18 protein-coding genes are annotated in these 22,049 nt (G+C 70.5%); 9 read left to right on the top strand and 9 right to left on the bottom strand.

All coding sequences use genetic code 11. The features are described 5' to 3' along the window. Nucleotides 1–21: 21 nt before the first annotated feature. The 5 genes from ACWGJM_RS10595 to ACWGJM_RS10615 all read left to right on the top strand — a co-directional run bounded on the left by ACWGJM_RS10595 (nt 22) and on the right by ACWGJM_RS10615 (nt 4,870). A complete protein-coding gene (locus ACWGJM_RS10595) occupies nt 22–1,779 on the top strand; it encodes an SDR family oxidoreductase (protein ID WP_453411282.1) in 1,758 nt (585 codons plus the stop codon). Between the two features lie 158 nt (nt 1,780–1,937). Continuing rightward, nucleotides 1,938–2,486, top strand: coding sequence for an RNA 2'-phosphotransferase (locus ACWGJM_RS10600; protein ID WP_453411283.1), 549 nt, complete (start codon nt 1,938–1,940; stop codon nt 2,484–2,486). Nucleotides 2,487–2,498: 12 nt separating this feature from the next. Continuing rightward, nucleotides 2,499–2,957 carry a hypothetical protein gene (locus tag ACWGJM_RS10605; protein WP_453411284.1) on the top strand — a complete coding sequence of 153 codons (459 nt, stop codon included), beginning with the start codon at nt 2,499–2,501 and terminating at the stop codon, nt 2,955–2,957. A 42-nt stretch (nt 2,958–2,999) separates the two neighbouring features. Next, nucleotides 3,000–3,911, top strand: a complete 912-nt coding sequence (locus ACWGJM_RS10610; RefSeq protein ID WP_453411285.1) for an LLM class flavin-dependent oxidoreductase — start codon at nt 3,000–3,002, stop codon at nt 3,909–3,911. Between the two features lie 71 nt (nt 3,912–3,982). Next, entirely contained in the window at nt 3,983–4,870 is an 888-nt protein-coding gene (locus ACWGJM_RS10615) for an HAD hydrolase family protein (protein ID WP_453411286.1), read from the top strand. 19 nt (nt 4,871–4,889) lie between these two features. Here the strand turns inward: ACWGJM_RS10615 and cydD are convergent, their stop codons facing one another. The 4 genes from cydD to hisC all read right to left on the bottom strand — a co-directional run bounded on the left by cydD (nt 4,890) and on the right by hisC (nt 12,179). Then, entirely contained in the window at nt 4,890–8,396 is a 3,507-nt protein-coding gene (cydD, locus tag ACWGJM_RS10620; RefSeq protein WP_453411287.1) for a thiol reductant ABC exporter subunit CydD, read from the bottom strand. Between the two features lie 12 nt (nt 8,397–8,408). Beyond that, nucleotides 8,409–9,413: a cytochrome d ubiquinol oxidase subunit II gene (gene cydB, locus ACWGJM_RS10625; protein ID WP_453411288.1), complete on the bottom strand. Its 1,005-nt coding sequence runs from the start codon at nt 9,411–9,413 to the stop codon at nt 8,409–8,411. Nucleotides 9,414–9,440: 27 nt separating this feature from the next. Beyond that, nucleotides 9,441–10,949 carry a cytochrome ubiquinol oxidase subunit I gene (locus tag ACWGJM_RS10630; protein WP_453411289.1) on the bottom strand — a complete coding sequence of 503 codons (1,509 nt, stop codon included), beginning with the start codon at nt 10,947–10,949 and terminating at the stop codon, nt 9,441–9,443. Nucleotides 10,950–11,099: 150 nt separating this feature from the next. Further along, nucleotides 11,100–12,179, bottom strand: coding sequence for a histidinol-phosphate transaminase (gene hisC / locus ACWGJM_RS10635; protein ID WP_453411290.1), 1,080 nt, complete (start codon nt 12,177–12,179; stop codon nt 11,100–11,102). A 440-nt stretch (nt 12,180–12,619) separates the two neighbouring features. Here hisC and ACWGJM_RS10640 point away from each other — a divergent pair, with 440 nt between their 5' ends. The 3 genes from ACWGJM_RS10640 (at nt 12,620) to ACWGJM_RS10650 (ending at nt 16,134) form a co-directional block, all read left to right on the top strand. Beyond that, nucleotides 12,620–13,732 (top strand): LacI family DNA-binding transcriptional regulator, encoded by a 1,113-nt coding sequence (locus ACWGJM_RS10640; protein WP_453411291.1) that lies wholly within the window; start codon nt 12,620–12,622, stop codon nt 13,730–13,732. Between the two features lie 279 nt (nt 13,733–14,011). Then, the gene (locus tag ACWGJM_RS10645) at nt 14,012–15,085 is read left to right on the top strand and encodes a metallophosphoesterase family protein (RefSeq protein ID WP_453411292.1); all 1,074 of its coding nucleotides are present in this window, start codon (nt 14,012–14,014) and stop codon (nt 15,083–15,085) included. A 182-nt stretch (nt 15,086–15,267) separates the two neighbouring features. Then, on the top strand, nt 15,268–16,134 hold the full coding sequence (locus ACWGJM_RS10650) for a hypothetical protein (RefSeq protein WP_453411293.1): 867 nt from the start codon (nt 15,268–15,270) through the stop codon (nt 16,132–16,134). 54 nt (nt 16,135–16,188) lie between these two features. On the opposite strand, the gene thiC is transcribed toward ACWGJM_RS10650, so the two are convergent. Next, the gene (thiC, locus tag ACWGJM_RS10655; protein WP_453411294.1) at nt 16,189–17,991 is read right to left on the bottom strand and encodes a phosphomethylpyrimidine synthase ThiC; all 1,803 of its coding nucleotides are present in this window, start codon (nt 17,989–17,991) and stop codon (nt 16,189–16,191) included. Between the two features lie 221 nt (nt 17,992–18,212). Between thiC and ACWGJM_RS10660 the strand changes: the two genes are divergently transcribed. After that, the gene (locus ACWGJM_RS10660; RefSeq protein WP_453411295.1) at nt 18,213–19,634 is read left to right on the top strand and encodes a YibE/F family protein; all 1,422 of its coding nucleotides are present in this window, start codon (nt 18,213–18,215) and stop codon (nt 19,632–19,634) included. Nucleotides 19,635–19,725: 91 nt separating this feature from the next. On the opposite strand, the gene ACWGJM_RS10665 is transcribed toward ACWGJM_RS10660, so the two are convergent. From ACWGJM_RS10665 to ACWGJM_RS10680, 4 genes are all read right to left on the bottom strand, one after another. Beyond that, the gene (locus tag ACWGJM_RS10665; protein ID WP_390738976.1) at nt 19,726–20,163 is read right to left on the bottom strand and encodes an SsgA family sporulation/cell division regulator; all 438 of its coding nucleotides are present in this window, start codon (nt 20,161–20,163) and stop codon (nt 19,726–19,728) included. A 99-nt stretch (nt 20,164–20,262) separates the two neighbouring features. After that, nucleotides 20,263–21,129 (bottom strand): IclR family transcriptional regulator, encoded by an 867-nt coding sequence (locus ACWGJM_RS10670; RefSeq protein ID WP_453411296.1) that lies wholly within the window; start codon nt 21,127–21,129, stop codon nt 20,263–20,265. 201 nt (nt 21,130–21,330) lie between these two features. Next, complete coding sequence (locus tag ACWGJM_RS10675; protein WP_361441945.1) at nt 21,331–21,543, bottom strand: DUF5326 family protein; 213 nt, start codon at nt 21,541–21,543, stop codon at nt 21,331–21,333. 135 nt (nt 21,544–21,678) lie between these two features. Further along, entirely contained in the window at nt 21,679–21,996 is a 318-nt protein-coding gene (locus ACWGJM_RS10680) for a cupin domain-containing protein (RefSeq protein ID WP_355928804.1), read from the bottom strand. Nucleotides 21,997–22,049 lie beyond the last annotated feature (53 nt).

Below are 22,049 nucleotides of genomic sequence, written 5' to 3' on the forward strand. Positions count from 1 at the left end.
CCGACGGTGGGCGGAGGCGAAGTGACGACGCTGGAGGGCGCGCGGGAGCGCCGGGTACACACGGGCGGGGTCGAGCTGTGCGTGGTGGAGCTCGGGGACCCGGACCGGCCGACGGTCGTCCTGGTGCACGGCTATCCGGACAGCAAGGAAGTCTGGTCCGAGGTCGCGGTCCGCCTCGCCGCCCGCTTCCACGTCGTGTTGTACGACGTCCGGGGCCACGGCCGCTCCACGGCACCGCGACCGCTGCGCGGCGGCTTCACCCTGGCCAAGCTCACGGACGACTTCCTGGCGGTGGTCGACGCGGTCAGCCCGGACCGGCCGGTGCACCTCGTCGGGCACGACTGGGGCTCGGTGCAGTCCTGGGAGTTCGTCACCGTGGAGCGCGCCAAGGGCCGGATCGCGTCCTTCACCTCGATGTCCGGGCCGTCCCTGGACCACTTCGGGCACTGGCTCAACGCGCGCGTGAAGCGCCCGACGCCCCGCCGCGTGGGCCAGCTCCTCGGCCAGGGCGCCAGGTCCTGGTACGTGTACCTGCTGCACACCCCCGCCCTGCCCGAACTGGCCTGGCGCAGCCCGCTGGCCAAGCACTGGCCGAAGATCCTGCGGCGGGTGGAGAAGCTGCCCGGCGACGACTACCCCACCGAGTCCCTGCCCACAGACGCGGCGCACGGCACCTGGCTGTACCGGGACAACGTACGGTTCCGGCTGCGCAGGCCCCGCCCGGACGCGTACGCGCACGCGCCCGTGCAGCTCATCACGCCCCTGGAGGACATGTTCCTGTCGGAGCGGCTGTACGACGACCTGGAGCAGTGGGTTCCGCGGCTGACCCGCCGCACGCTGCCGGCCGGGCACTGGATTCCCCGCACCCGGCCCGACCAGCTGGCCGCCTGGATCGGGGAGTTCGTCACGGGCGTCGAGGACGGCCGCCCCACGCCGAGGCCGACCGGCCGCCACGCCGACCGATTCGCCGGTCAGCTGGTCCTGGTGACCGGCGCGGGCAGTGGCATCGGGCGGGCCACGGCGCTCGCGTTCGCGGAGGCCGGCGCGCGCGTGCTGGCCGTCGACCGGGACGCGGAGTCCGCCGCCCGTACCGCGGAGCTGTCCCGGCTGCACGGCGCCCCGGGAGCCTGGGCGGAACCGGTCGACGTCTCCGACGAGCAGGCCATGGAGAAGCTGGCCGAGCGGGTCGCCGCCGCGCACGGCGTGGTCGACGTGCTGGTCAACAACGCGGGCATCGGCCTGTCCGGCTCCTTCTTCGCCACGACACCGGACGACTGGCGCACGGTCCTGGACGTCAACCTGTGGGGCGTCATCCACGGCTGCCGGCTCTTCGGCGCGCGGATGGCCGAGCGCGGACAGGGCGGCCACATCGTCAACATCGCCTCGGCGGCGGCGTACCAGCCCTCCCGGGCGCTGCCCGCCTACAGCACCTCCAAGGCGGCGGTGCTCATGCTGAGCGAGTGCCTGCGGGCGGAGCTGGCCGGCCAGGGCATCGGCGTGACGGCGGTCTGCCCCGGCCTCGTCAACACGAACATCACGTCGACGGCCGTCTTCGCGGGCGTGGACGCCGAGGAGCAGAAGCGGCGCCGGAAGCGGACCGCCCGCCTGTACGGCCTGCGCAACTTCCCGCCGGAGAAGGTCGCCCACGCCGTCCTGGACGCGGTGGCCCGCAACAAGCCCCTGGTCCCGGTGACCCCGGAGGCCCGTGGCGCGCACCTGCTGTCCCGCTTCCTGCCCGGGGCGCTGCGGGCGCTCGCCCGGGTGGAACCGCGCTTGTGATCCCGGTGAGCTCCCCTTCTCGGTGAACTCCCCCGGAACGGAGGCGAGTTGTCCACAGAGCCGCCAACTGGCTTGTGGATAACCATACTTGCTTGTGGACCAAACCTCACCGGCAAAACAAAATGCGTGATTCCCGTCTCTCCCGCCATGCTGAGGGGATGGACGAAAGACGCACCGTGAAGGTGTCGAAGTACCTCTCGAAGCACCTGCGCCACCAGCCCGAGCGGATCGGCCTCACGCTCGACGAGGGCGGCTGGATCGAGATCGGCACGCTGATCGCCGCGGCCACCGCGCACGGGTTCCGGTTCACGCGCGAGGAACTCGACCATGTGGTGGCCGTGAACGACAAGAAGCGGTTCGCGGTCGAGGGCACCCGGATCCGCGCCAGCCAGGGCCACAGCATCGACGTCGACCTCGGGCTGCCCCCGGCGACGCCGCCGGCGTACCTCTACCACGGCACCGTGGCCCGCAACCTGGACGCGATCCGCGCCGAGGGCCTGCGGCCCATGAACCGGCACGACGTGCACCTGTCGGCCGACCGCGAGACGGCCGAGCGGGTCGGTGCCCGCCGCGGCCGGCCCGTCGTCCTTCCCGTCGACGCGGCCGCCATGCACCGCATCGGCCACGTCTTCCACGTCAGCGCGAACGGGGTGTGGCTGACGAAGGCCGTGCCGCCTCAGTACCTGCGGTTTCCCAGAACGCACTGACCCCTGTCCGGCATGATCGGTCGTATGGACCGCCTCCCGACGACGGAAGCCGCCGTCACCGCCTGCCAAGCGATCGCCGACGAGTACGCGCGTGAGATTGAGGTCACTCACGACATCGGCGCCGACCAGACCTCTCGCCGCACCGCGGCGGGTGTCGGTGTCACGACCGACCCCGACGGCTCATTCCCGCACGAGGCCTTCGTCGAGTTCGCCGGTGCGCCCGAGGTGACCGTGCGGCTGTATCCCGAGGACGACGCACTGATCACCGTCGAGGGCGTCGAGTGCCCCGACATCCCACGCGACGACGTGCCCGCCTTCCTCCGCTCCGTCCTCGGCGACCTGGCGTACGTCAAGGCACGCCGCTTCCCGCCGGCCTACTTCCTGCTGGTCCCGCTCTCCGGAGACCGTACGCACAAGGAGTACATGCCGGCGATCAGTCTCAGTCCGTGGCTGAGCAGCCGCGTGCGGTGACCGTTTCACGTGAAACGAGGTCCGCCCCCTAGGCTCAAGTTCATGAGTCTGCGTCTGAGCACCGTGATCCTTCCGTACCGTCGCTGGAGCGAGGGCGGCCGTTCGGCCTGGGTGCGGGCCGAGCAGCTGGGCTTCCACACGGGGTACACCTACGACCACCTGTCCTGGCGCAGCTTCCGCGACGGCCCCTGGTTCGGCGCGATACCGACGCTGACCGCCGCCGCGTCCGTCACCGACCGACTCCGGCTGGGCACGCTGGTGACCTCGCCGAACTTCCGGCACCCGGTGACGCTGGCCAAGGAGCTGATCTCCCTCGACGACATCTCCGGCGGCCGGGTCACCCTCGGCATCGGCGCGGGCGGCACCGGCTTCGACGCCACGGCGCTCGGGCAGGACCCCTGGACCCCGCGCGAGCGGGCCGACCGGCTCGCCGAGTTCGTCCCGCTGCTGGACCGGCTACTGACCGAGGACGGCCCGGCCGGGGTGTCGTACGAGGGCGACTTCTACTCGGCACACGAGGCCCGCAACATACCCGGCTGCGTCCAGCGCCCCCGGCTGCCCTTCGCGGTGGCCGCCACCGGCCCGCGCGGCCTGAGGCTCGCCGCGCGGCACGGCCAGGCGTGGGTGACCACCGGCGACCCCAAGCTGTACGAGAACGGCACGCCTGAGCAGTCGGTCGAGGCCCTGCGCGGGCAGGTCGGCAAGCTGGCCGACGCCTGCGCCGCGATCGGCCGGGACACGGCCGGCCTCGAGAAGATCCTGCTCACCGGCTTCACCCCGGACCGCGGCCGCCCCCTTCAGTCCCTGGACGCCTTCGTGGACTTCGCGGGCCGGCATCAGGAGCTGGGCTTCACCGAGATCGTGATCCACTGGCCCATCCCCGACTCCGTCTTCGCCGCCGACGAGAAGGTCTTCGAGCAGATCGCCATGGAGGCCCCGGCACAGCTGCGCTGACCTCGGCCGAGTGCGGTCCGTGAACCGACTGTGACTCATCTGTGCGAAGTCCCGCACGGCCGTGCGGGCATATGCGCGAGAATGGCGCGGTGACCTCAGCGACTCGACAGCCAGAGACCCCGGCCCGCACCGTCCCGCCGCGGCTGATCGCCACCGATCTCGACGGCACCCTGCTGCGCGACGACAAGTCGGTCTCCCCCCGAACGGTCGCCGCGCTGGCCGCCGCCGAGGCGGCGGGGATCGAGGTCTTCTTCGTCACCGGCCGCCCCGCCCGCTGGATGGACGTCGTCAGTGAGCACGTCCACGGCCACGGCCTGGCGATCTGCGGCAACGGCGCCGCCGTGGTCGACCTGCACGGCGGCCCCGGCACCCACCGGTTCGTGAAGGTGCGCGAGCTGGCCAGGCCCAACGCGCTCGACGCCGTACGCCTGCTGCGCGACGCGGCCCCCGGCACGGTGTACGCGATCGAGCAGACGTACGGCTTCCACCAGGAGCCGGACTACCCGAAGCTCCACATGGAGATACCGGACGACCTCGCGCCCGCCGAGGACCTGCTGGCTCCCGGTGGCGCGGCCCCCGACGAGCCCGTCCTGAAGATCCTGGCCTACCACCCCACGCTGGACCCCGACGCGTTCCTCACCGTCGCCCGCCTCGCCATCGGCGACCGGGCCACCGTCACCCGCTCCAGCCCCAGCGCCCTGCTGGAGATCAGCGGCCCCGGCGTCTCCAAGGCCAGCACGCTCGCCCTGTGCTGCGCCGAGCGCGGGATCTCGCACGAGGAGGTCGTCGCCTTCGGGGACATGCCCAACGACGTGGAGATGCTGACCTGGGCGGGCCGGTCCTACGCCATGGGCAACGCCCACCCGGCCGTCGTGGCCGCCGCCTCGGGACGGACGGTGGCCAACAACGAGGACGGGGTCGCCGTCATCATCGAACGGCTGCTGGCGGAACGGCTGTGACGAGCCGAGGCACCGGGCGTCAGCGGGCGCCGGCCGGCGCTTCCGCCGCCGCCTCCCGCTGAGCCATCCCGCGCAGCGGACCGTCCACGGCGGCCAGCTCGGCGTACGGCCCCCGCTGCACCACCCGCCCCTCGTCCAGCACGACCACTTCGTCCACGGCCTCCAGCCCGGCCAGCCGGTGCGTGATGAGCAGTGTCGTCCGGCCCTCGGTGGCGGCCAGCAGATCGGCGGTCAGCGCGTCGGCCGTCGGCAGGTCCAGGTGCTCGGCGGGCTCGTCGAGCACCAGCACCGGGAAGTCGGCCAGCAGCGCACGGGCCAGCGCCAGCCGCTGCCGCTGACCGCCCGACAGCCGCGCCCCGTGCTCGCCGACCAGCGTGTCGAGCCCGTGGGGCAGCCCGTCCACCCAGTCGAGCAGCCGGGCCCGCGCGAGCGCGTCCCGCAGCTCCGCCTCGGTGGCATCCCTCTTCGCCAGCAGCAGGTTCTCGCGCACGGAGCTGTCGAAGAGGTGCGCGTCCTGCGCGCACAGCCCGACCAGCCGCCGTACGTCGTCGCCGTCGAGCGTGCGGGCGTCGACACCCGCCAGCGTCCAGGAGCCCGCCCACGGATCGAGGAACCGCAGCAGCACCTGGGCGAGGGTCGTCTTGCCGGACCCGGACGGTCCGACGACGGCCACGCGCCGCCCCTCGGCGAGCGTCAGATCCAGCCCGGTGAGCGCGTCCCGGTCCGCTCCCGGGTAGCGGGCGGTCAGTCCCTCGAGGACGACCGGGAACGGCGACGCGGGCGCCTGCCGGGGCCGTTCCGGTTCCCGTACGGGCTCGGGCGCGTCCAGCACCTCGTACACGCGCTCCGCGCTCCGGCGCACCCGCTGCCGGTACCGCACGGCGAGCGGCATGCCCAGTACGGCCTCGAAGGCGGCCAGCGGAGTCAGGACGACCACGGCCATCGCCACACCGCTCAGCCGCCCCCCGGCGACCGCCTGCGCGCCCAGCAGAGCGGTGGCGGCGACGGTCAGGCCGGAGCACAGCGCGGTGAGCCCGTCGCCGAGCGCGGTGGCGGTGGCGGCGCGCCGTGCGATCCGGGTGAGGGTGCCGTCGGCTCGCCGTGCCTCTTCCGTACGGGCGGGCAGAGCACCGGCGACTGTCAGCTCGGCGGTGCCGGTCAGCAGGTCGGTCACCCGGGTCGCGAGCACTCCCCGGGCGGGTGCCAGCCGCCGCTCCGCGCGCCGGGCCACGGCACCGGTCAGCAGCGGCACCCCGGCCCCTGCGGCCAGCAGCCCCGCCGCGAGCGCCGCCCCGGCCTCGGGGAGCAGCCACGCGGTGAAGCCGACGGAGGCGGTGGAGACGGCCGCCGCGACACCGGCGGGCAGCAGCCAGCGCAGCCAGTAGTCCTGCAACGCGTCCACGTCGGCGACCAGCCGGGTCAGCAGGTCGCCCCGCCGGGTCCGCCGCAGCCCGGCGGGGGCCAGCCGCTCCAGCCGCCGGTACACGGCCACCCGGGTGTCGGCCAGCATCCGCAGCACGGCGTCGTGCGACACCAGCCGCTCCGCGTACCGGAACACCGCCCGCCCGATCCCGAAGGCCCGCGTCGCCGTCACGGCCACCATCAGGTACAGCACGGGCGGCTGCTGCGAGGCCCGGGAGATCAGCCACCCGGAGGTCGCCATCAGCCCCACGGCACTGCCGAGCGCCAGCGACCCGAGCAGGAGCGCCAGCGCGAGCCGTGCGCGGCGGGGGCCGGCGAGGGCACGGACGCGGCCGAGGATGTCCCCCGAGGACACAGCGAGGTCCGTCTCGGGCTCGTTCTCCGCGAGGGTGCCGTTCGGCGCCTCCCCTGTCCTCGTGGCCGTGGCCGTCCGCGACCGGGGGTCCAGCGGCGCGGGGGCCTCGGCCTCCGCCAGCCGCACCACCCGGTCCGCCACCTCCAGCAGCGCCGGCCGGTGCACCACCAGCAGCACGGTCCGCCCCACGGCCAGCCGCCGGACCGCCGCCACCACGTCGGCCTCGGTCGCGCCGTCCAGCGCGGCCGTCGGCTCGTCCAGCAGCAGCACGGGCCGGTCGGCGAGGAAGGCCCGGGCCAGCGCGAGCCGCTGGCGCTGGCCGGCGGACAGCCCGGCCCCGTCCTCGCCGAGCACCGTCGCGGCACCCTCGGGCAGCGCGTCCACGAACTCCAGCGCCCCCGCGTCCCGCAGCGCCCGGCGTACCGCGTCGTCGTCCGCGCCGGGGCGGGCCAGCCGTACGTTCTCCGCGATCGTCCCGGCGTACAGGTGCGGCCGCTGCGGCACCCACGCGACCCGCGACCGCCACCGCACGGGGTCGAGGCCGGCGAGATCGGCTCCCCCGATCCGCACCCGGCCCGCATCGGGCCGCACGAACCCCAGCAGCACGTTCAGCAGCGTCGACTTGCCAGCGCCGCTGGGCCCGACCAGCGCCACGGTCTCCCCGGGTTCGACCGTGAAGGTCACATCCGTCACCGCGTCCCCGGAACGCCCCGGATAGCGGACGGTCACCCCCTCGAAGGCCATCTCGACGGCCGACGCACCCGACGGCACCGCACCGCTCCCAGCCGCCGGAACGGGCGTCTCCAGCACGGCGAAGATGTCCTCCGCCGCCGCGAGCCCCTCTGCCGCCGCGTGGTACTGCGCACCGACCTGGCGCAGCGGCAGGTAGGCCTCCGGCGCCAGCACCAGAATGACCAGACCGATGTACAGGTCCATGTCGCCGTGGACCAGGCGCATGCCGATCGTCACGGCGACCAGCGCGACGGACAGCGTGGCGAGGAGTTCCAGCGCGAAGGAGGAGATGAAGGCGATCCGCAGGGTCCGCATGGTCGCCTGCCGGTACTCGCCGGTGATGCGCCGGATGGACTCGGCCTGCGCCTTGGCCCGCCCGAACACCTTCAGTGTGGGCAGCCCGGCCACGACGTCCAGGAAGTGCCCCGAGAGCCGGGACAGCAGCCGCCACTGGCCGTCCATGCGGGACTGGGTGGCCCAGCCGATCAGCACCATGAAGAGCGGGATGAGCGGCAGCGTGCCGACGATGATGGCCGCCGACACCCAGTCCTCGGTGACGATCCGCGCCAGCACCGCGACCGGTACGACCACCGCGAGCCCCAACTGCGGCAGACAGCGCGAGAAGTAGTCGTCCAGCGCATCGACGCCCCGGGTGGCCAGCGTGACCAGCGAGCCGGTCCGCTGCCCGCTCAGCCAGCCGGGACCGAGCGCCGCCGCCCGCTCGAGGAGCCGCCCGCGCAGTTCCGACTTCACCGCCGCACTGGCCCGGTGCGCGGCCAGTTCGGTGAGCCAGGAGACCAGCGCGCGGCCGACCGCCACGGCCGCCAACAGCAGCAGGGGAGTGCTCAGTTCAGCGGCCGGCCGACCGTGCTGGAAGGCACCGACCACCACCTCGGCGATGAGCATGGCCTGGGCGATGACCAGTCCCGCCCCGACGGCGCCCAGGCCGACGACCGCTACCAGGAACAGCCGGGTGGCGCGGGCGTACCGGAGGAGACGCGGATCGATCGGTTTCACGTGAAACACACCTCAGTGCGCTGCTTCGGCGATGTGCTGGGTCCCGATCCGCTTCCGGAACACCCAGTACGTCCATCCCTGGTACAGCAGCACGAGCGGGGTGGCGATCGCCGCGCACCAGGTCATGATCTTCAGGGTGTACGGGCTGGACGAGGCGTTGGTGACCGTGAGGCTCCAGTGCTCGTTGAGCGTGGACGGCATGACGTTCGGGAAGAGCGACAGGAAGAGCATCGCGACCGCGGCCACGATGGTGACCCCGGACAGGGCGAACGACCATCCCTCGCGCCCGGCCTGGTTCGCGACGAGTGCCGCGACCAGTGCCACGACCGCCACGATCAGAGCGACCAGGCTCTTGCCGTCACCGCTGTCGGTCTGCGTCCACAGCAGGAAGGCCAGCGCCAGCACGGCGGCGACGAGGCCGACCCGGAGAGCGGTCGTCCGTGCCCGCGTCCGGATGTCCCCGACGGTCTTGAGAGCCGTGAACACCGCGCCGTGGAAGGTGAACAGCGTCAGGGTGACCAGTCCGCCGAGCAGCGCGTACGGGTTCAGCAGGTCCACCAGGTTCCCGGTGTACTCGAAGTGCTGGTCGATCTTCACGCCCCGCACGATGTTGCCGAAGGCCACGCCCCACAGGAAGGCCGGGATCAGAGAGGTCCAGAAGATCGCCGTCTCCCAGTTGCGCTGCCAGTTCTCCTCGGGCCGCTTCGCGCGGTACTCGAAGGCGACGCCCCGGACGATCAGGCAGACCAGGATGACCAGCAGCGGCAGGTAGAAGCCGGAGAACAGGGTGGCGTACCACTCGGGGAAGGCGGCGAAGGTCGCGCCACCCGCCGTGAGCAACCACACCTCGTTGCCGTCCCAGACGGGACCGATGGTGTTGATCAGCACCCGCCGCTCGGGCCGGTCACGGGCGAGCAGCTTGGTGAGGATGCCGACCCCGAAGTCGAAACCCTCGAGGAAGAAGTAGCCGGTCCACAGGACGGCTATCAGGACGAACCAGACGTCGTGAAGTTCCATGACAGTGCAGCTCCCTTGACCCGAGGCCTAGTACGAGAAGGCCATCGGCTTGTCGGCGTCACGGGTGTCGCCGCCGATCTTCGTGGGCGGGTTGAGGTCGGCCTCGGTGAGCTCGGGCGGTCCGGCCGTGACGTACTTCACGAGCAGCTTGACCTCGACGACGGCGAGGACGGCGTACAGCGTGGTGAAGACGATCATCGAGGTGAGGACCTCGCCCTGGGAGACACCGGGGGAGACCGCCTGGCGGGTCTGGAGGACGCCGTAGACGACCCACGGCTGGCGGCCCATCTCGGTGAAGATCCAGCCCCAGGAGTTGGCGATCAGCGGGAAGGCCAGCGTCCAGACCGCGATGCGCCAGTACCAGGTGGTGAGCTTGGGGCCGAGCGCCTTGTTCGGGAGCAGGACCAGATGCGGCACCTCGTCGTCGCCCACCCGCAGGTGCTGCGGCAGCAGGAACTTCTTGCGGGTCAGCCACAGCCCGGCCAGGCCGATGGCGAAGGACGTCATGCCGAAGCCGATCATCCAGCGGAAGCCCCAGAAGGCGACGGGGATGTTGGGCCGGTAGTCACCGGGCCCGAACTTCTGCTTCTCCGCCTTGTTGACGTCGTTGATGCCGGGCACGTACGAGGTGAAGTCGTCGTTGGCGAGGAAGGACAGCAGGCCCGGTATCTCGATGGCCACGGTGTTGTGGCCCTTGTCGACATCGCCGTAGGCGAAGATCGAGAACGGCGCCGGCTTCTGGCCGTCCCACAGCGCCTCGGCGGCCGCCATCTTCATCGGCTGCTGCTTGAACATCACCTTGCCGAGCACGTCACCGCTGACCGCGGTGAGCAGACCCGCGATGACGACCGTGACCAGGCCCAGCCGCAGTGAGGTCTTCATCTCGCGGATGTGCTTCTTGCGGGTGAGGTGGTAGGCGGCGATGCCGACCATGAAGGCGCCGCCGGTCAGGAAGGCCGCGGAGAGGGTGTGGAAGGCCTGGCTGAGCGCGGTGTTCTGGGTCAGCACCGCCCAGAAGTCGGTGAGTTCCGCGCGGCCCTTCGCCTTGTTGATCCGGTAGCCGACGGGGTGCTGCATCCACGAGTTGGCCGCGAGGATGAAGTACGCCGACAGGATCGTGCCGAGCGAGACCATCCAGATACAGGCCAGATGGATCTTCTTGGGCAGCTTGTCCCAGCCGAAGATCCACAGGCCGATGAAGGTGGACTCGAAGAAGAACGCGATCAGGGCCTCGAAGGCGAGCGGGGCGCCGAAGATGTCGCCGACGAAGCGCGAGTAGTCGGACCAGTTCATGCCGAACTGGAACTCCTGCACGATGCCGGTGACGACCCCCATCGCGATGTTGATCAGGAAGAGCTTGCCCCAGAACTTCGTGGCCTTGAGGTACTTCTCCTTCTCCGTGCGCACCCACGCCGTCTGCAGCCCGGCCGTGAGGGCGGCCAGGGAGATCGTCAGGGGGACGAACAGGAAGTGGTAGACGGTGGTGATGCCGAACTGCCAGCGCGCCAGCGTCTCCGGCGCCAAAGCCAACTCCACGTCGCCGGCCTCCTTACTCGACAGGCTTGTGAATGCGTTCACATTCACAAGCCATTATGACGCATGGCCGTTCGACAGCGGAGAGGCGGGGGGTCCTTCAGTCGGGCCGACCGGTCCCACCAGGCAGGATCCGGTCGGCCCACGGCCCGTCTAGGACTCCTTGCGGAACGCTTCCGCCACCTTCAGGAAGATGTCGTTCGCCTCGGTCTCCCCGACGGTCACCCGCACGCCCTCGCCCGGGAACGGCCGGATCACGACACCGTGCTGCTCACAGGCCTGCGCGAACGCGACCGTGCGCTCCCCCAGCCGCAGCCACACGAAGTTGGCCTGGGTCTCGGGCACGGTCCAGCCCTGGGCGCGCAGCGCGTCGACCACGCGGTTGCGCTCGCACACCAGCGAGCCGACCCGGCCGAGCAGCTCGTCCTCCGCGCGCAACGAGGCGATCGCCGCCTCCTGCGCCAGCTGGCTCACGCCGAAGGGCACCGCCGTCTTCCGCAGCGCCGCCGCCACCGGCTCATGGGCGATCGCGAAGCCGACCCGCAGCCCGGCGAGACCGTACGCCTTGGAGAAGGTCCGCAGCACGCAGACGTTCGGCCGGCTCCGGTAGAACTCGACACCGTCGGGCACCTCGGGATCCCGGATGAACTCCCGGTAGGCCTCGTCCAGCACCACCAGCACATCGCGGGGCACCCGGTCGAGGAAGCGCTCCAGCTCGGCCCGCCGCACGACGGTGCCCGTCGGGTTGTTGGGGTTGCAGACGAAAATCAGCCGGGTCCGGTCGGTGATCGCGTCCGCCATCGCGTCCAGGTCGTGCACATCGCCCGGCGTGAGCGGCACCTGCACCGACCGCGCCCCGCTGATCTGCGTGATGATCGGGTACGCCTCGAAGGACCGCCAGGCATAGATGACTTCGTCGCCCGGCCCGCTGGTGGCCTGGATCAGCTGCTGGGCGACGCCCACGGAGCCGGTGCCGGTGGCCAGGTGGGAGACCGGCACGCCGAAGCGGTCCGACAGCTCGTCCATCAGACCGGAGCACGCCATGTCCGGGTAGCGGTTGAAGGAGCAGGCCGCCGCCGTCACGGTCTCCATCACCCCGGGCAGCGGCGGGTAGGGGTTCTCGTTGGAGGACAGCTTGTACGCGACCGGTCCACCGGCCGCGGCAGCCTTGCCCGGCTTGTAGGTGGGGATACCCTCCAGCTCGGCGCGCAGCTTGGGGCTCGTCTCGCTCACCGCAGTCCTCCTCGCGACCACCGGCGGACCGTCAGCGCCGCCGGCTTTTAATACTCCTCACCTTATGAGGATTCGGCGTTTCTGCGTACAGCTGAGCGGTGACCTCGTACGGCTCGCTGAACAATGCGTTCCGCCGGACCGGCATCAAGGGCATCACCACCCAAGGCGTACGTATCGGGGGGGCGCGCCTCACATATATCTATGCGCCGGTGGCTCGCGCCCTGGCGCGCATCACCCGTGAAGGTGAGTTGAGACCTCTTCGAAACATCGGGCACTTAGCAGGCCTATACGCGCCGACAAGCCACGTCTTGCCTTTGGAACGTTCAACTACCTTTGTTTCTAAGGTAGTTGGCCCTCTATGACCATGCAGAAACGTGCCTGTCAACGCGTGCATATGCGTCCGCACTACCCCACCGCATGAGCCCTACTATCGGCTCGCCATGACAGCAGCAGGGAAGCACCAGGTGAGCCGCGCGGAAACCTCACGTCGAGGCAGTCGGCCGGGCCGGGCGGGCATCAGAGACGTTGCCGCCGCCGCCGGGGTCTCCATCACGACCGTCTCCGACGCCCTCAACGGCAAGGGCCGGCTCCCGGATGCCACCCGCCGCCATGTCCGTGAGGTCGCCGACCGGCTGGGGTACCGCCCCTCGGCCGCCGCCCGCACACTCCGTACCGGCAAATCCGGTCTGATCGGCCTGACCGTGACGACCTACGGGGATGAACCTTTCACCTTCACCGAGTTCGCGTACTTCGCCGAGATGGCCCGCGCGGCCACCTCGGCCGCGCTCGCCCGCGGCTACGCCCTCGTGATCCTGCCCGCGACCTCCCGCCACGACGTGTGGTCGAACGTCGCCCTGGACGGCACGGTCGTCATCGACCCCTCCGACAAGGATCCCGTGGTCAGCGAGCTGGTCCGGCAGGGCCTGCCGGTCGTCTCGGACGGCCGTCCCGCCGGGTCCCTCCCGGTCACCGCCTGGGTCGACAACGACCACGAGGCCGCGGTCCTCGGCATCCTGGACCACCTCGCCGCCGCCGGGGCCCGCAGGATCGGCCTGCTCACCGGAACGACCACGGACACCTACACCCACCTGTCGACCACCGCGTACCTGAACTGGTGCGAGCGGGTCGGCCAGGATCCGGTGTACGAGGCCTACCCGGCGCACGACCCCTGCGCCGGAGCCGTCGCCGCCGACCGGCTACTCGCCCGGCCCGACCGGCCGGACGCCGTCTACGGCCTGTTCGACCCGAACGGCACCGACCTGCTGGCCGCCGCCCGCCGCTACGGCCTGCGCGTCCCGGACGACCTGCTCCTGGTCTGCTGCAGCGAGTCCACCGTGTACGCCAACACCGAGCCGCCCATCACCACGCTCTCCCTCAAGCCCCGCCGCATCGGCACGGCCGTGGTCCAGCTACTCATCGACGCCATCGAGGGCGTGGAGTCGGACCACCCGGTGGAGCAGGTGATACCGACGGAGCTGATCGTGCGCACCTCCTCCCAGCGCCGGCCGCCTCGTACGACCATCAGCCCGCCGCGCGCGCCGGAGAGGAGCTGACGGCCGGTCCTGGCGCCGCGACGGAAAGGGAGTGCCCGGAGACTCGCCGACGAGGCCCGAGGGGGGACCACAGTCGGCCGACACCGAAATCAACAGTCGGCCGAACCCCTGCCCAAACGGGGCGAATGCCGCGGTGAACTGGCGTCTTGCTCCGATTCACCACCCCTGGGTCATCACACGGCGCGATCCGCATTCCTATGATGGGCCCACGACACCGCGGGCCGCTGCGACCAGGCAGTCCGATGCGGTGCAGCTGCGGCGCGATGGTGGAGGGGTCTGATGACTCAGGGGGCCGGTCAGGGACCCGAGGTGGAGCGGACGACGACGTTGCGCGACTTCCGGGTGCCCGCGTACATCCACGAGACCGGTCCGTACGTGCGCAGCACCCACCCCGGCGACACCGTCCCCACCGCCGAGGAGGCGTATCCCGAGGGGTACACGCCCACCGAGCGCGACCTGCCCGTCATCAACCGGGGCGACACCGTCCAGGTGACCGTCGAGCCCGGGCCCGCACCGGCCGCGCAGCCCACCACCGGACCGGGCCCGCTGTACGTCGTCGGCGACGTGCACGGCTATCTCGACGAGCTGATCGCCGCCCTCCAGGAGAAGGGCCTGATCGACGCCGCCGGCCAGTGGTGTGCGGGTACCGCCCGGCTGTGGTTCCTCGGTGACTTCACCGACCGCGGCCCGGACGGCATCGGCGTCATCGACCTGGTCATGCGGCTGTCCGCCGAGTCCGCCGCCGCCGGCGGCTACTGCAAGGCACTCATGGGCAACCACGAGCTGCTGCTGCTCGGCGCCAAGCGGTTCGGCGACACCCCCGTCAACTCGGGCGCCGGCACCGCCACCTTCCAGGCGGCCTGGCTGCTCAACGGCGGCCAGAAGACCGACATGGACCGTCTCCAGGACCACCACTTGCAGTGGATGGCCCGCCTGGACGCCGTCGAGGAGGTCGACGGCTACCTGCTCGTGCACTCCGACACCACCGCCTATCTCGACTACGGCGACTCCATCGAAGCGGTCAATGACACCGTCCGCGAGACCATCACGCGCAACGACGCGGACGAAGTCTGGGACCTGTTCCGCAAGTTCACCAAGCGCTTCTCCTTCCGCGAGGGCGGCGCCGAAGCAGTGCGCTCCCTCCTCGATACGTACGGCGGCACCCGCATCGTTCACGGCCACAGCCCCATCCCCTACCTCCTGGGCGAGGTCGGCTCCGAGGAAGAGGACGAGGACACCGGCCCCGTGGTCGAGGGACCCCACGTCTACGCGGACGGGCTGGCCATCGCGATGGACGGCGGAGTGACGATGGCCGGAAAGCTGCTGGTCCAGCAACTTCCCCTGGGTGGCTGAGCGTTCGCCGGGCAGGTGTTCCCCCGGTGGCGTTCGTGCAGGCCGGCACCCAATTTCCGGCAACCCCCTGTCACCACGCGCCGTGACGGCTCTACCATCGGCTTATCCGTAGCAGGCTCCCCTCCGTTTCTGCCCGACGGCTCGTCGACATGCGAGCCCCAAGCCCTACGGAGCATCGGGGGATGCACATGAACAGCGTTCCGCAGCACCTGCTGAACGAGGACCGCCAGGAATACGAGCGGATCCTCGATGAGGCGCTGCGCTCCGCACCACACCGTCCGGAACTGGTCGCTGTAGGACAGCGGCTCAACCCCGAACAACTGCGCACCATGGCGCTCAACGCCACCGCACTCATCACGGCGGCCGCGGCGAGCGAGTACCAGCACTACGTGAAGGTCCGCGAGGAACTGCGCCGGCCGGCGCCGCCCACTCCGTCCTCCGTTCCCCTGTCCGGGTCCGCGGAGCCCGGCACGGGTCCGATGGGGCTCGCCACCTCCCTCGGCGAGGCCGCCGAGGGAGGTGGCGCGGGCGCCGTCGCCATCGTCGCCGTCCTCGCTCCCGTGCTCGCCGGCACCGCCGCGGCGATCTTCCTCCTCGTCGGCTACATCCTGAAGATGCTGGACCCGGCTCCGGCCTTCGCCCAGACGATGATCACCACCGGCTGGGTGTTCGGCGCCATGACGGCGGCCGCGATCCTGGTCGCCGCCGTCGGCCTGCTCCTCACCGCCCTGCGCAACAGCCCCTCGCTCGAGGACGGACCGCACGGGGAGGCGACCGCGGAAGTGACCCGGGCCAGGGAGGCCTGGCACGAGGCCCTGCTGGAGCGCGGAATCCTGCCCTTCCTCCAGGAGGCGCTCGCCGCCCCCGGCACCAGCACACTGCACCGCATGACCCCTCCCGCGCCGCCCGGGCGCATGCCCCGGCTCGGCTACGACCGACCGGGATTCAGCAGCCCCGACGACGGCACCACCCCGGGCCAGCGCCCGAGCTTCACCAGCCCGGACTACACGAGCCCGGACTTCGGTGGCCCGGAGCACCAGCCGGAATGACTCCCGGCTTGCGCCCCCGCCGGGGGCGCAAGCCGGACAGGCGGCGCCCCTGTGTCAGTCCGCGATCGGCAGATACACCCGGTTCCCCGCCTCAGCGAACTCCTTCGACTTCTGGAGCATCCCCTCGGCGACCTCCTCCGCCGACGCCCCCTCAGCCGCAGCACCACCGAACCGCTCTGTGATGCTTTGACTAATCTTCATGCTGCAGAATTTCGGCCCGCACATGGAGCAGAAGTGGGCCGTCTTGGCGGGCTCGGCCGGAAGCGTCTCGTCGTGGAACTCCCGTGCCGTGTCCGGGTCGAGGGCGAGGTTGAACTGGTCCTCCCACCGGAACTCGAAGCGGGCGTCGGACAGCGCGTCGTCCCATTCCTGGGCACCGGGGTGCCCCTTGGCGAGGTCGGCTGCGTGGGCGGCGATCTTGTAGGTGATGACGCCGGTCTTGACGTCGTCACGGTTGGGCAGGCCCAAGTGCTCCTTGGGCGTGACGTAGCAGAGCATCGCCGTGCCCCACCAGGCGATCATCGCGGCACCGATGCCGGAGGTGATGTGGTCGTACGCCGGTGCGACGTCCGTGGTCAGCGGGCCGAGCGTATAGAACGGAGCTTCATCGCAGATCTCCTGCTGAAGGTCGATGTTCTCCTTGATCTTGTGCATCGGGACGTGTCCCGGGCCCTCGATCATGGTCTGTACGTTGAAACGCTTGGCGATCCCGTTGAGTTCCCCGAGAGTTCGGAGTTCCGCGAACTGCGCCTCGTCGTTGGCGTCCGCGATCGAGCCGGGCCTGAGCCCGTCGCCCAGCGAGTACGTGACGTCGTAGGCGGCGAGGATCTCGCAGAGCTCCTCGAAGTTCTCGTACAGGAACGACTCCTTGTGGTGCGCCAGGCACCAGGCCGCCATGATCGAGCCGCCGCGCGAGACGATGCCGGTCTTGCGGTTCGCGGTCAGCGGCACGTACGCCAGACGCACGCCGGCGTGGACGGTCATGTAGTCCACGCCCTGCTCGGCCTGTTCGATGACCGTGTCCTTGTAGATGTCCCAGGTCAGTTCCTCGGCCTTGCCGTCGACCTTCTCCAGTGCCTGGTAGAGCGGCACCGTGCCGATGGGGACGGGGGAGTTGCGCAGCACCCACTCGCGGGTGGTGTGGATGTTGCGGCCGGTGGACAGGTCCATGACCGTGTCGGCGCCCCAGCGGGTCGCCCAGGTCATCTTCTCGACCTCCTCCTCGATGGAGGACGTCACCGCCGAGTTGCCGATGTTGGCGTTGACCTTCACCAGGAACCGCTTGCCGATGATCATCGGCTCGATCTCCGGGTGGTTGACGTTGGCGGGCAGCACGGCCCGGCCGGCCGCGATCTCCTCGCGGACGACCTCGGGAGAAACGTTCTCCCTCAGCGCCACGAACTCCATCTCCGGCGTGATCTCACCTCGACGGGCATAGGCGAGCTGGGTGACCGCCTGGCCGTCCCGGCCCCTGCGTGGCTGGCGGGGCCGTCCGGGGAAGACCGCGTCGAGGTTGCGCAGGCCGCCCCGGGGCGAGGTGTGCTTGATCCCGTCGTCCTCAGGACGGACGGGACGGCCCGCGTACTCCTCGGTGTCACCGCGGCCGATGATCCAGTTCTCCCGCAGCGGCGACAGGCCCCTGCGGACGTCGGTCTCGACGAGTGGATCGGTGTACGGGCCGGAGGTGTCGTACAGCGTGACCGACTGCCCGTTGCTGAGGTGCACCTGACGGACCGGCACGCGCAGGTCGGGGCGCGAGCCCTCGACATACCCCTTGTGCCAGCCGATGGACTTCCCGGCCTCCCCGTCGCTGGAGAGCTGCGTGAAGGCAGGCGTGCGTGCGTCCTTGTTGGTCATGAGACCTACTCCCTACGCCGGCATTACCCGGTAACAGGTTCGGCGGTCGACGCAGCGGTTTCCGTCTCTCGGTGTTCCACGTGAAACATCGCGAAGACGGAGGTCAGCGCCCTCTCAGCCCGGTGCTCCGAGCTCCCGCGTGTGCAAAGGTGTCTCCACGCTAGCGTCATTTGTGGCGCGGTCAACAGTGCCCCCCTGCCCGTTCTTGCAATGATCGGGCGGTGACCACGACACAACCGTCTCCGTACCCGCCCCCCGAGCCGCCCCACAGGCACGGCCCTGGCGACGGCTCAGGACTCGGCCATGACGCCGGTGAAGGGCACGGGCACAGCAGGGGACACGGGCACTCCCACAGTCACAACCACGGCCCCGCCGCCCCGGTCTCCAAGCATCTGCGCAAGGTCATCGCGGCCGTTCTGATCCCGTTCACCGCGGCGGTAGCGGTCGGGCTCGTGGTTCTCTGGCCCGGCGGCGCCCCTCCGCACCAGCGGACGGGAGTCGGCTTCGACCGGCAGACCCAGCAGGCAACGGTCACCAAGGTGGTCGAGGTCAGCTGCAAGTCGGTGAACGCCTCCGGGGGCACCCCGGCCGGCGACACCTCCACCGCCGAGGGCAGCTCCGCGCAGCAGGGGGCGAGTGGCACCTGCAAGAAGGCGACGATCCGGGTCGACAGCGGCAAGGACAGGGGCCGTACGTTCACGGAGATCGTGCAGCCGGACCAGTCGCGACAACTGCACCAGGGCGAGAAGGTCGTGGCCGCCTACGAGCCCTCGGCGCCCAAGGACTTGCAGTACTCGGTGACCGACGTCAACCGAGGCTTCCCGATGGCGCTGCTGGCCGGGATCTTCGCACTCGCCGTCGTGGTCGTCGGGCGGATGCGTGGCGTCATGGCGCTGGTCGCGCTGGCCATCAGCTTCCTGATCCTCAACTTCTTCATCCTGCCCGCGATCCTCCAGGGGTCGAACCCGCTGATCGTGGCGGTGGTCGGCGCCAGCGCCATCATGCTCATCGCGCTCTACATGTGCCACGGCCTGTCGGCCCGTACGTCGGTGGCGGTCCTCGGCACGCTGATCTCGCTGTCTCTGATCGGTGTCCTCGGCAAGCTGTTCATCGGCTGGGCCGCCCTCACCGGCAATACCGACGACAGCACCGGTCTGATCCACGGCCTGTATCCGTCGATCGACATGAGCGGTCTGCTGCTCGCCGGTGTCATCATCGGTTCGCTCGGTGTCCTGGACGATGTGACGGTGACGCAGACCTCGGCCGTGTGGGAGCTGCACGAGGCCAATCCGTCGTTGGGCTGGCGGGGGTTGTACCGCGCGGCCATCCGTATCGGCCGCGACCACATCGCATCCGTGGTCAACACACTCGTGCTGGCCTATGCGGGTGCCGCGCTGCCACTGCTGCTGCTGTTCTCCATCGCCCAGAGCAGCGTGGGCACGGTCGCGAACAGCGAGCTGGTGGCGGAGGAGATCGTGCGCACACTGGTGGGCTCGATCGGTCTGGTGGCCTCCGTACCGGTCACCACCGCCCTCGCGGCTCTGGTGGTGGCGGCCGATCGTCCGGCAGCGGACCCGGCCGCGGCCGCCGTGAGCTCGTCGGCTCCGGCACGCGGCGGACGGGGCAGGCGCCGGAAGCGATGAGGCTGCGTCGGGAGTTGGCGGCGCCCGCGGAGAAGCGTTACTGCAAGCTCCCCAGTGCCGAGGCGGAGCTTCCGAGCCCTGCGGCAACGCTTCAGCCGGCGCTCTGTTCCTCGGCCAGGATGCGGTCCAGGGCCTCGTCGAGGTGGGCGTCGAAGTCGGCCAGCGCCCCCTCCTGCCCCAGCGGCACCAGCTTGTCCGTACGGTCGAGGAAGGCCACCAGCGGGGGCGTCGAGGAGCGGAACAGGGCCTGATCGGCCCCCACCTGAAGCCGGATCAGCACCTCGCCCAGCGCCTCGGGGCCGGCGGGCGAGATGCGCACATCGCCGTCGCCGCACGGCCGGCCCACCCCGTCGATCAGCAGCTCCCGCCCGAAGGCCCAGGTCACCGGGGCATCACCGGGCAGGTGGAAGGTCAGCCGTACGGCATAGGGATCACATGTCTCGTACCGCAGTTCCACGGGGATGCGGAAGGAGAGCTCCTCCGACACGAGAAAGCTCATCATGACTTCTGCCTGTACGGACTCGCGCATCGCCCATCCCGTCATAGGACACCGACTGGCCGGTAAGGACACCTTTGACACTGATGAAATCTTGCTGAAAGTACACATGAGATCACAAGGAGTGAGTTTTCAGATACTGATAGAGACCGCGATCGAGCCCAGGTGCCGTCCGACCTCCGTCTGGAGCCGCTGGACCGCGGGCAGCAGCCGGTCGGCCTGGTGGGAAGGCAGGGAGATGGCCATCGTGGCAGCCGTGGTGCCGACGGTGATCGGGATCGCCGCGCAGACCGTGCCCAGCGCGTACTCCTGCCGCTCCGTCACCGGTTCCATCCGCCGGATCCGCTCGAGGCGCCGCAGCAGGGCGCGGTCGTCGCGCACCGTGTACGGAGTGAGGGACTGCACGGGGTAACGGCCGAGGTGGTCACGGCGGGCCTCCTCGTCCAGCTGGGACAGCAGGCACTTACCGATGGCGTGGGCGTGCCCGGTCTCGCGGAAGTCGGCCCACTCCTCGACCGCGGGGTTGCCCGGGGTGTCGGAGACGCACATGACCTCGATCTCGCCCTCGCGGTACATGGCGTAGTACACCGGTACACCGATGGAGTCCCGGCAGTGCGCGAGCGCGTCGGCGACCGTGCTGCGACGTTTCTGCTTCGCTCCGCTGCTGCTCAGCCGTTCGGCCGCTTCACCGAGGAAGAACAGTCCCTTCTCCCGGCGCAGATAGCCCTCATGCACCAGGGTGCGCAGCAGGTGGTACGCCGTGGGGAGGGCGAGGCCGGTCTCGCGGGCCAGTTGCTTGGCCGGGGCTCCGTACTCGTGACCGGCGACGGTCTCCAGCAGGCGCATCGCGCGCTGCACGGATCCGATGAGGGTCGCGGACTGCCGCTGTTCGGGGATCGCCACGGTGTGCGGCCGCCCGGCCGGAGGTGTGGCGGTGCGTGGCGGGGGCTGGGTGGGGGGTGCGTGCGGTTCCGTGGGTACGGTGTCGACCGTGGCCAAGAGGTCACTCCCGAAGCGCGAGGGGGCAGCCCGTGCAGGAGGAACACGGGGGTGGGGGTGTATGCCGTCCCCGGGGCTGGGCCCCGTGGCGAATTCCGGACTCTAATCGCCCGCCACCGCCCGCGGACCGCTCGCCCGGAAAACTTCCCTCGCCCGAGGGAACCGGCGATCCCTGTTACCGTCGCCGGCTCCCGCGGCGGCTCACCAGTCGCTGCGCGACGAGGAGCCCGCCATGAACTTCCGAACTATGTAGATGAGTCCGCCGACCAGGGCCACGAAGACCAGCGCCTTGAAGAGCAGGCCGATCACGAACCCGACGACGGTGGCTATCAGGCCGCCGAACACGACCAGGGCGATGACCGGCACCGCGACCCACTTCACCCACCACGGCAGACCCGCGAAGATCTCTCGCATTGCCCTTGTCCCTTGCTCTCGAAGTCGTGCTCCAGATGTCCTGCCTCGATGCTAGGTCCGCGGGCGGGCCCGGCGGGGGCCTCGCACCCCTTGTCCTCCCCTGACCGTTCCCCTAGGGAATCACCGGGGACGGCCTCACGCCTCGGGCGGAGAGAACACCACCAGGACCCTGAGGTCCTCGCTGATGTGGTGGAACTTGTGAGCGACCCCGGCCGGCACGTACACCACGCTGCCCCGTGCCACCTGGGTTGTCTCCAGGCCGACCGTGAGGGAGGCGCGGCCGCTGACGACGACGTACACCTCGTCCTGGTTGTGCGGCTTCTGTGGGTCGTGCTCGCCCGCGTCGAGGGCGTACAGGCCGACCGACATGTTCCGTTCGCGCAGGAACTGGAGGTAGGCGCCCTCGTTGGCGGCGCGCTCCGCCTCCAGTTCGTCCAGCCGGAATGCCTTCATCCTGTTGTCGCCCTCGCCCTACTGCTCGCAGCCGTTCAGGTCTGCCACGATCA

The organism is Streptomyces sp. NPDC054834 (genome assembly GCF_053611185.1).

Bases quoted from the DNA above. Each gene is read 5' to 3' on its own strand.
- ACWGJM_RS10640 (WP_453411291.1), top strand. From the start codon at position 12,620: ATGACAGCAGCAGGGAAGCACCAGGTGAGCCGCGCGGAAACCTCACGT.
- ACWGJM_RS10615 (WP_453411286.1), top strand. From the start codon at position 3,983: ATGCGCGAGAATGGCGCGGTGACCTCAGCGACTCGACAGCCAGAGACC.
- ACWGJM_RS10675 (WP_361441945.1), bottom strand. From the start codon at position 21,543: ATGCGAGAGATCTTCGCGGGTCTGCCGTGGTGGGTGAAGTGGGTCGCG.
- ACWGJM_RS10610 (WP_453411285.1), top strand. From the start codon at position 3,000: ATGAGTCTGCGTCTGAGCACCGTGATCCTTCCGTACCGTCGCTGGAGC.
- ACWGJM_RS10665 (WP_390738976.1), bottom strand. From the start codon at position 20,163: ATGCGCGAGTCCGTACAGGCAGAAGTCATGATGAGCTTTCTCGTGTCG.
- ACWGJM_RS10680 (WP_355928804.1), bottom strand. From the start codon at position 21,996: ATGAAGGCATTCCGGCTGGACGAACTGGAGGCGGAGCGCGCCGCCAAC.
- ACWGJM_RS10650 (WP_453411293.1), top strand. From the start codon at position 15,268: ATGCACATGAACAGCGTTCCGCAGCACCTGCTGAACGAGGACCGCCAG.
- thiC (WP_453411294.1), bottom strand. From the start codon at position 17,991: ATGACCAACAAGGACGCACGCACGCCTGCCTTCACGCAGCTCTCCAGC.
- cydB (WP_453411288.1), bottom strand. From the start codon at position 9,413: ATGGAACTTCACGACGTCTGGTTCGTCCTGATAGCCGTCCTGTGGACC.
- ACWGJM_RS10600 (WP_453411283.1), top strand. From the start codon at position 1,938: ATGGACGAAAGACGCACCGTGAAGGTGTCGAAGTACCTCTCGAAGCAC.
- ACWGJM_RS10645 (WP_453411292.1), top strand. From the start codon at position 14,012: ATGACTCAGGGGGCCGGTCAGGGACCCGAGGTGGAGCGGACGACGACG.
- ACWGJM_RS10605 (WP_453411284.1), top strand. From the start codon at position 2,499: ATGATCGGTCGTATGGACCGCCTCCCGACGACGGAAGCCGCCGTCACC.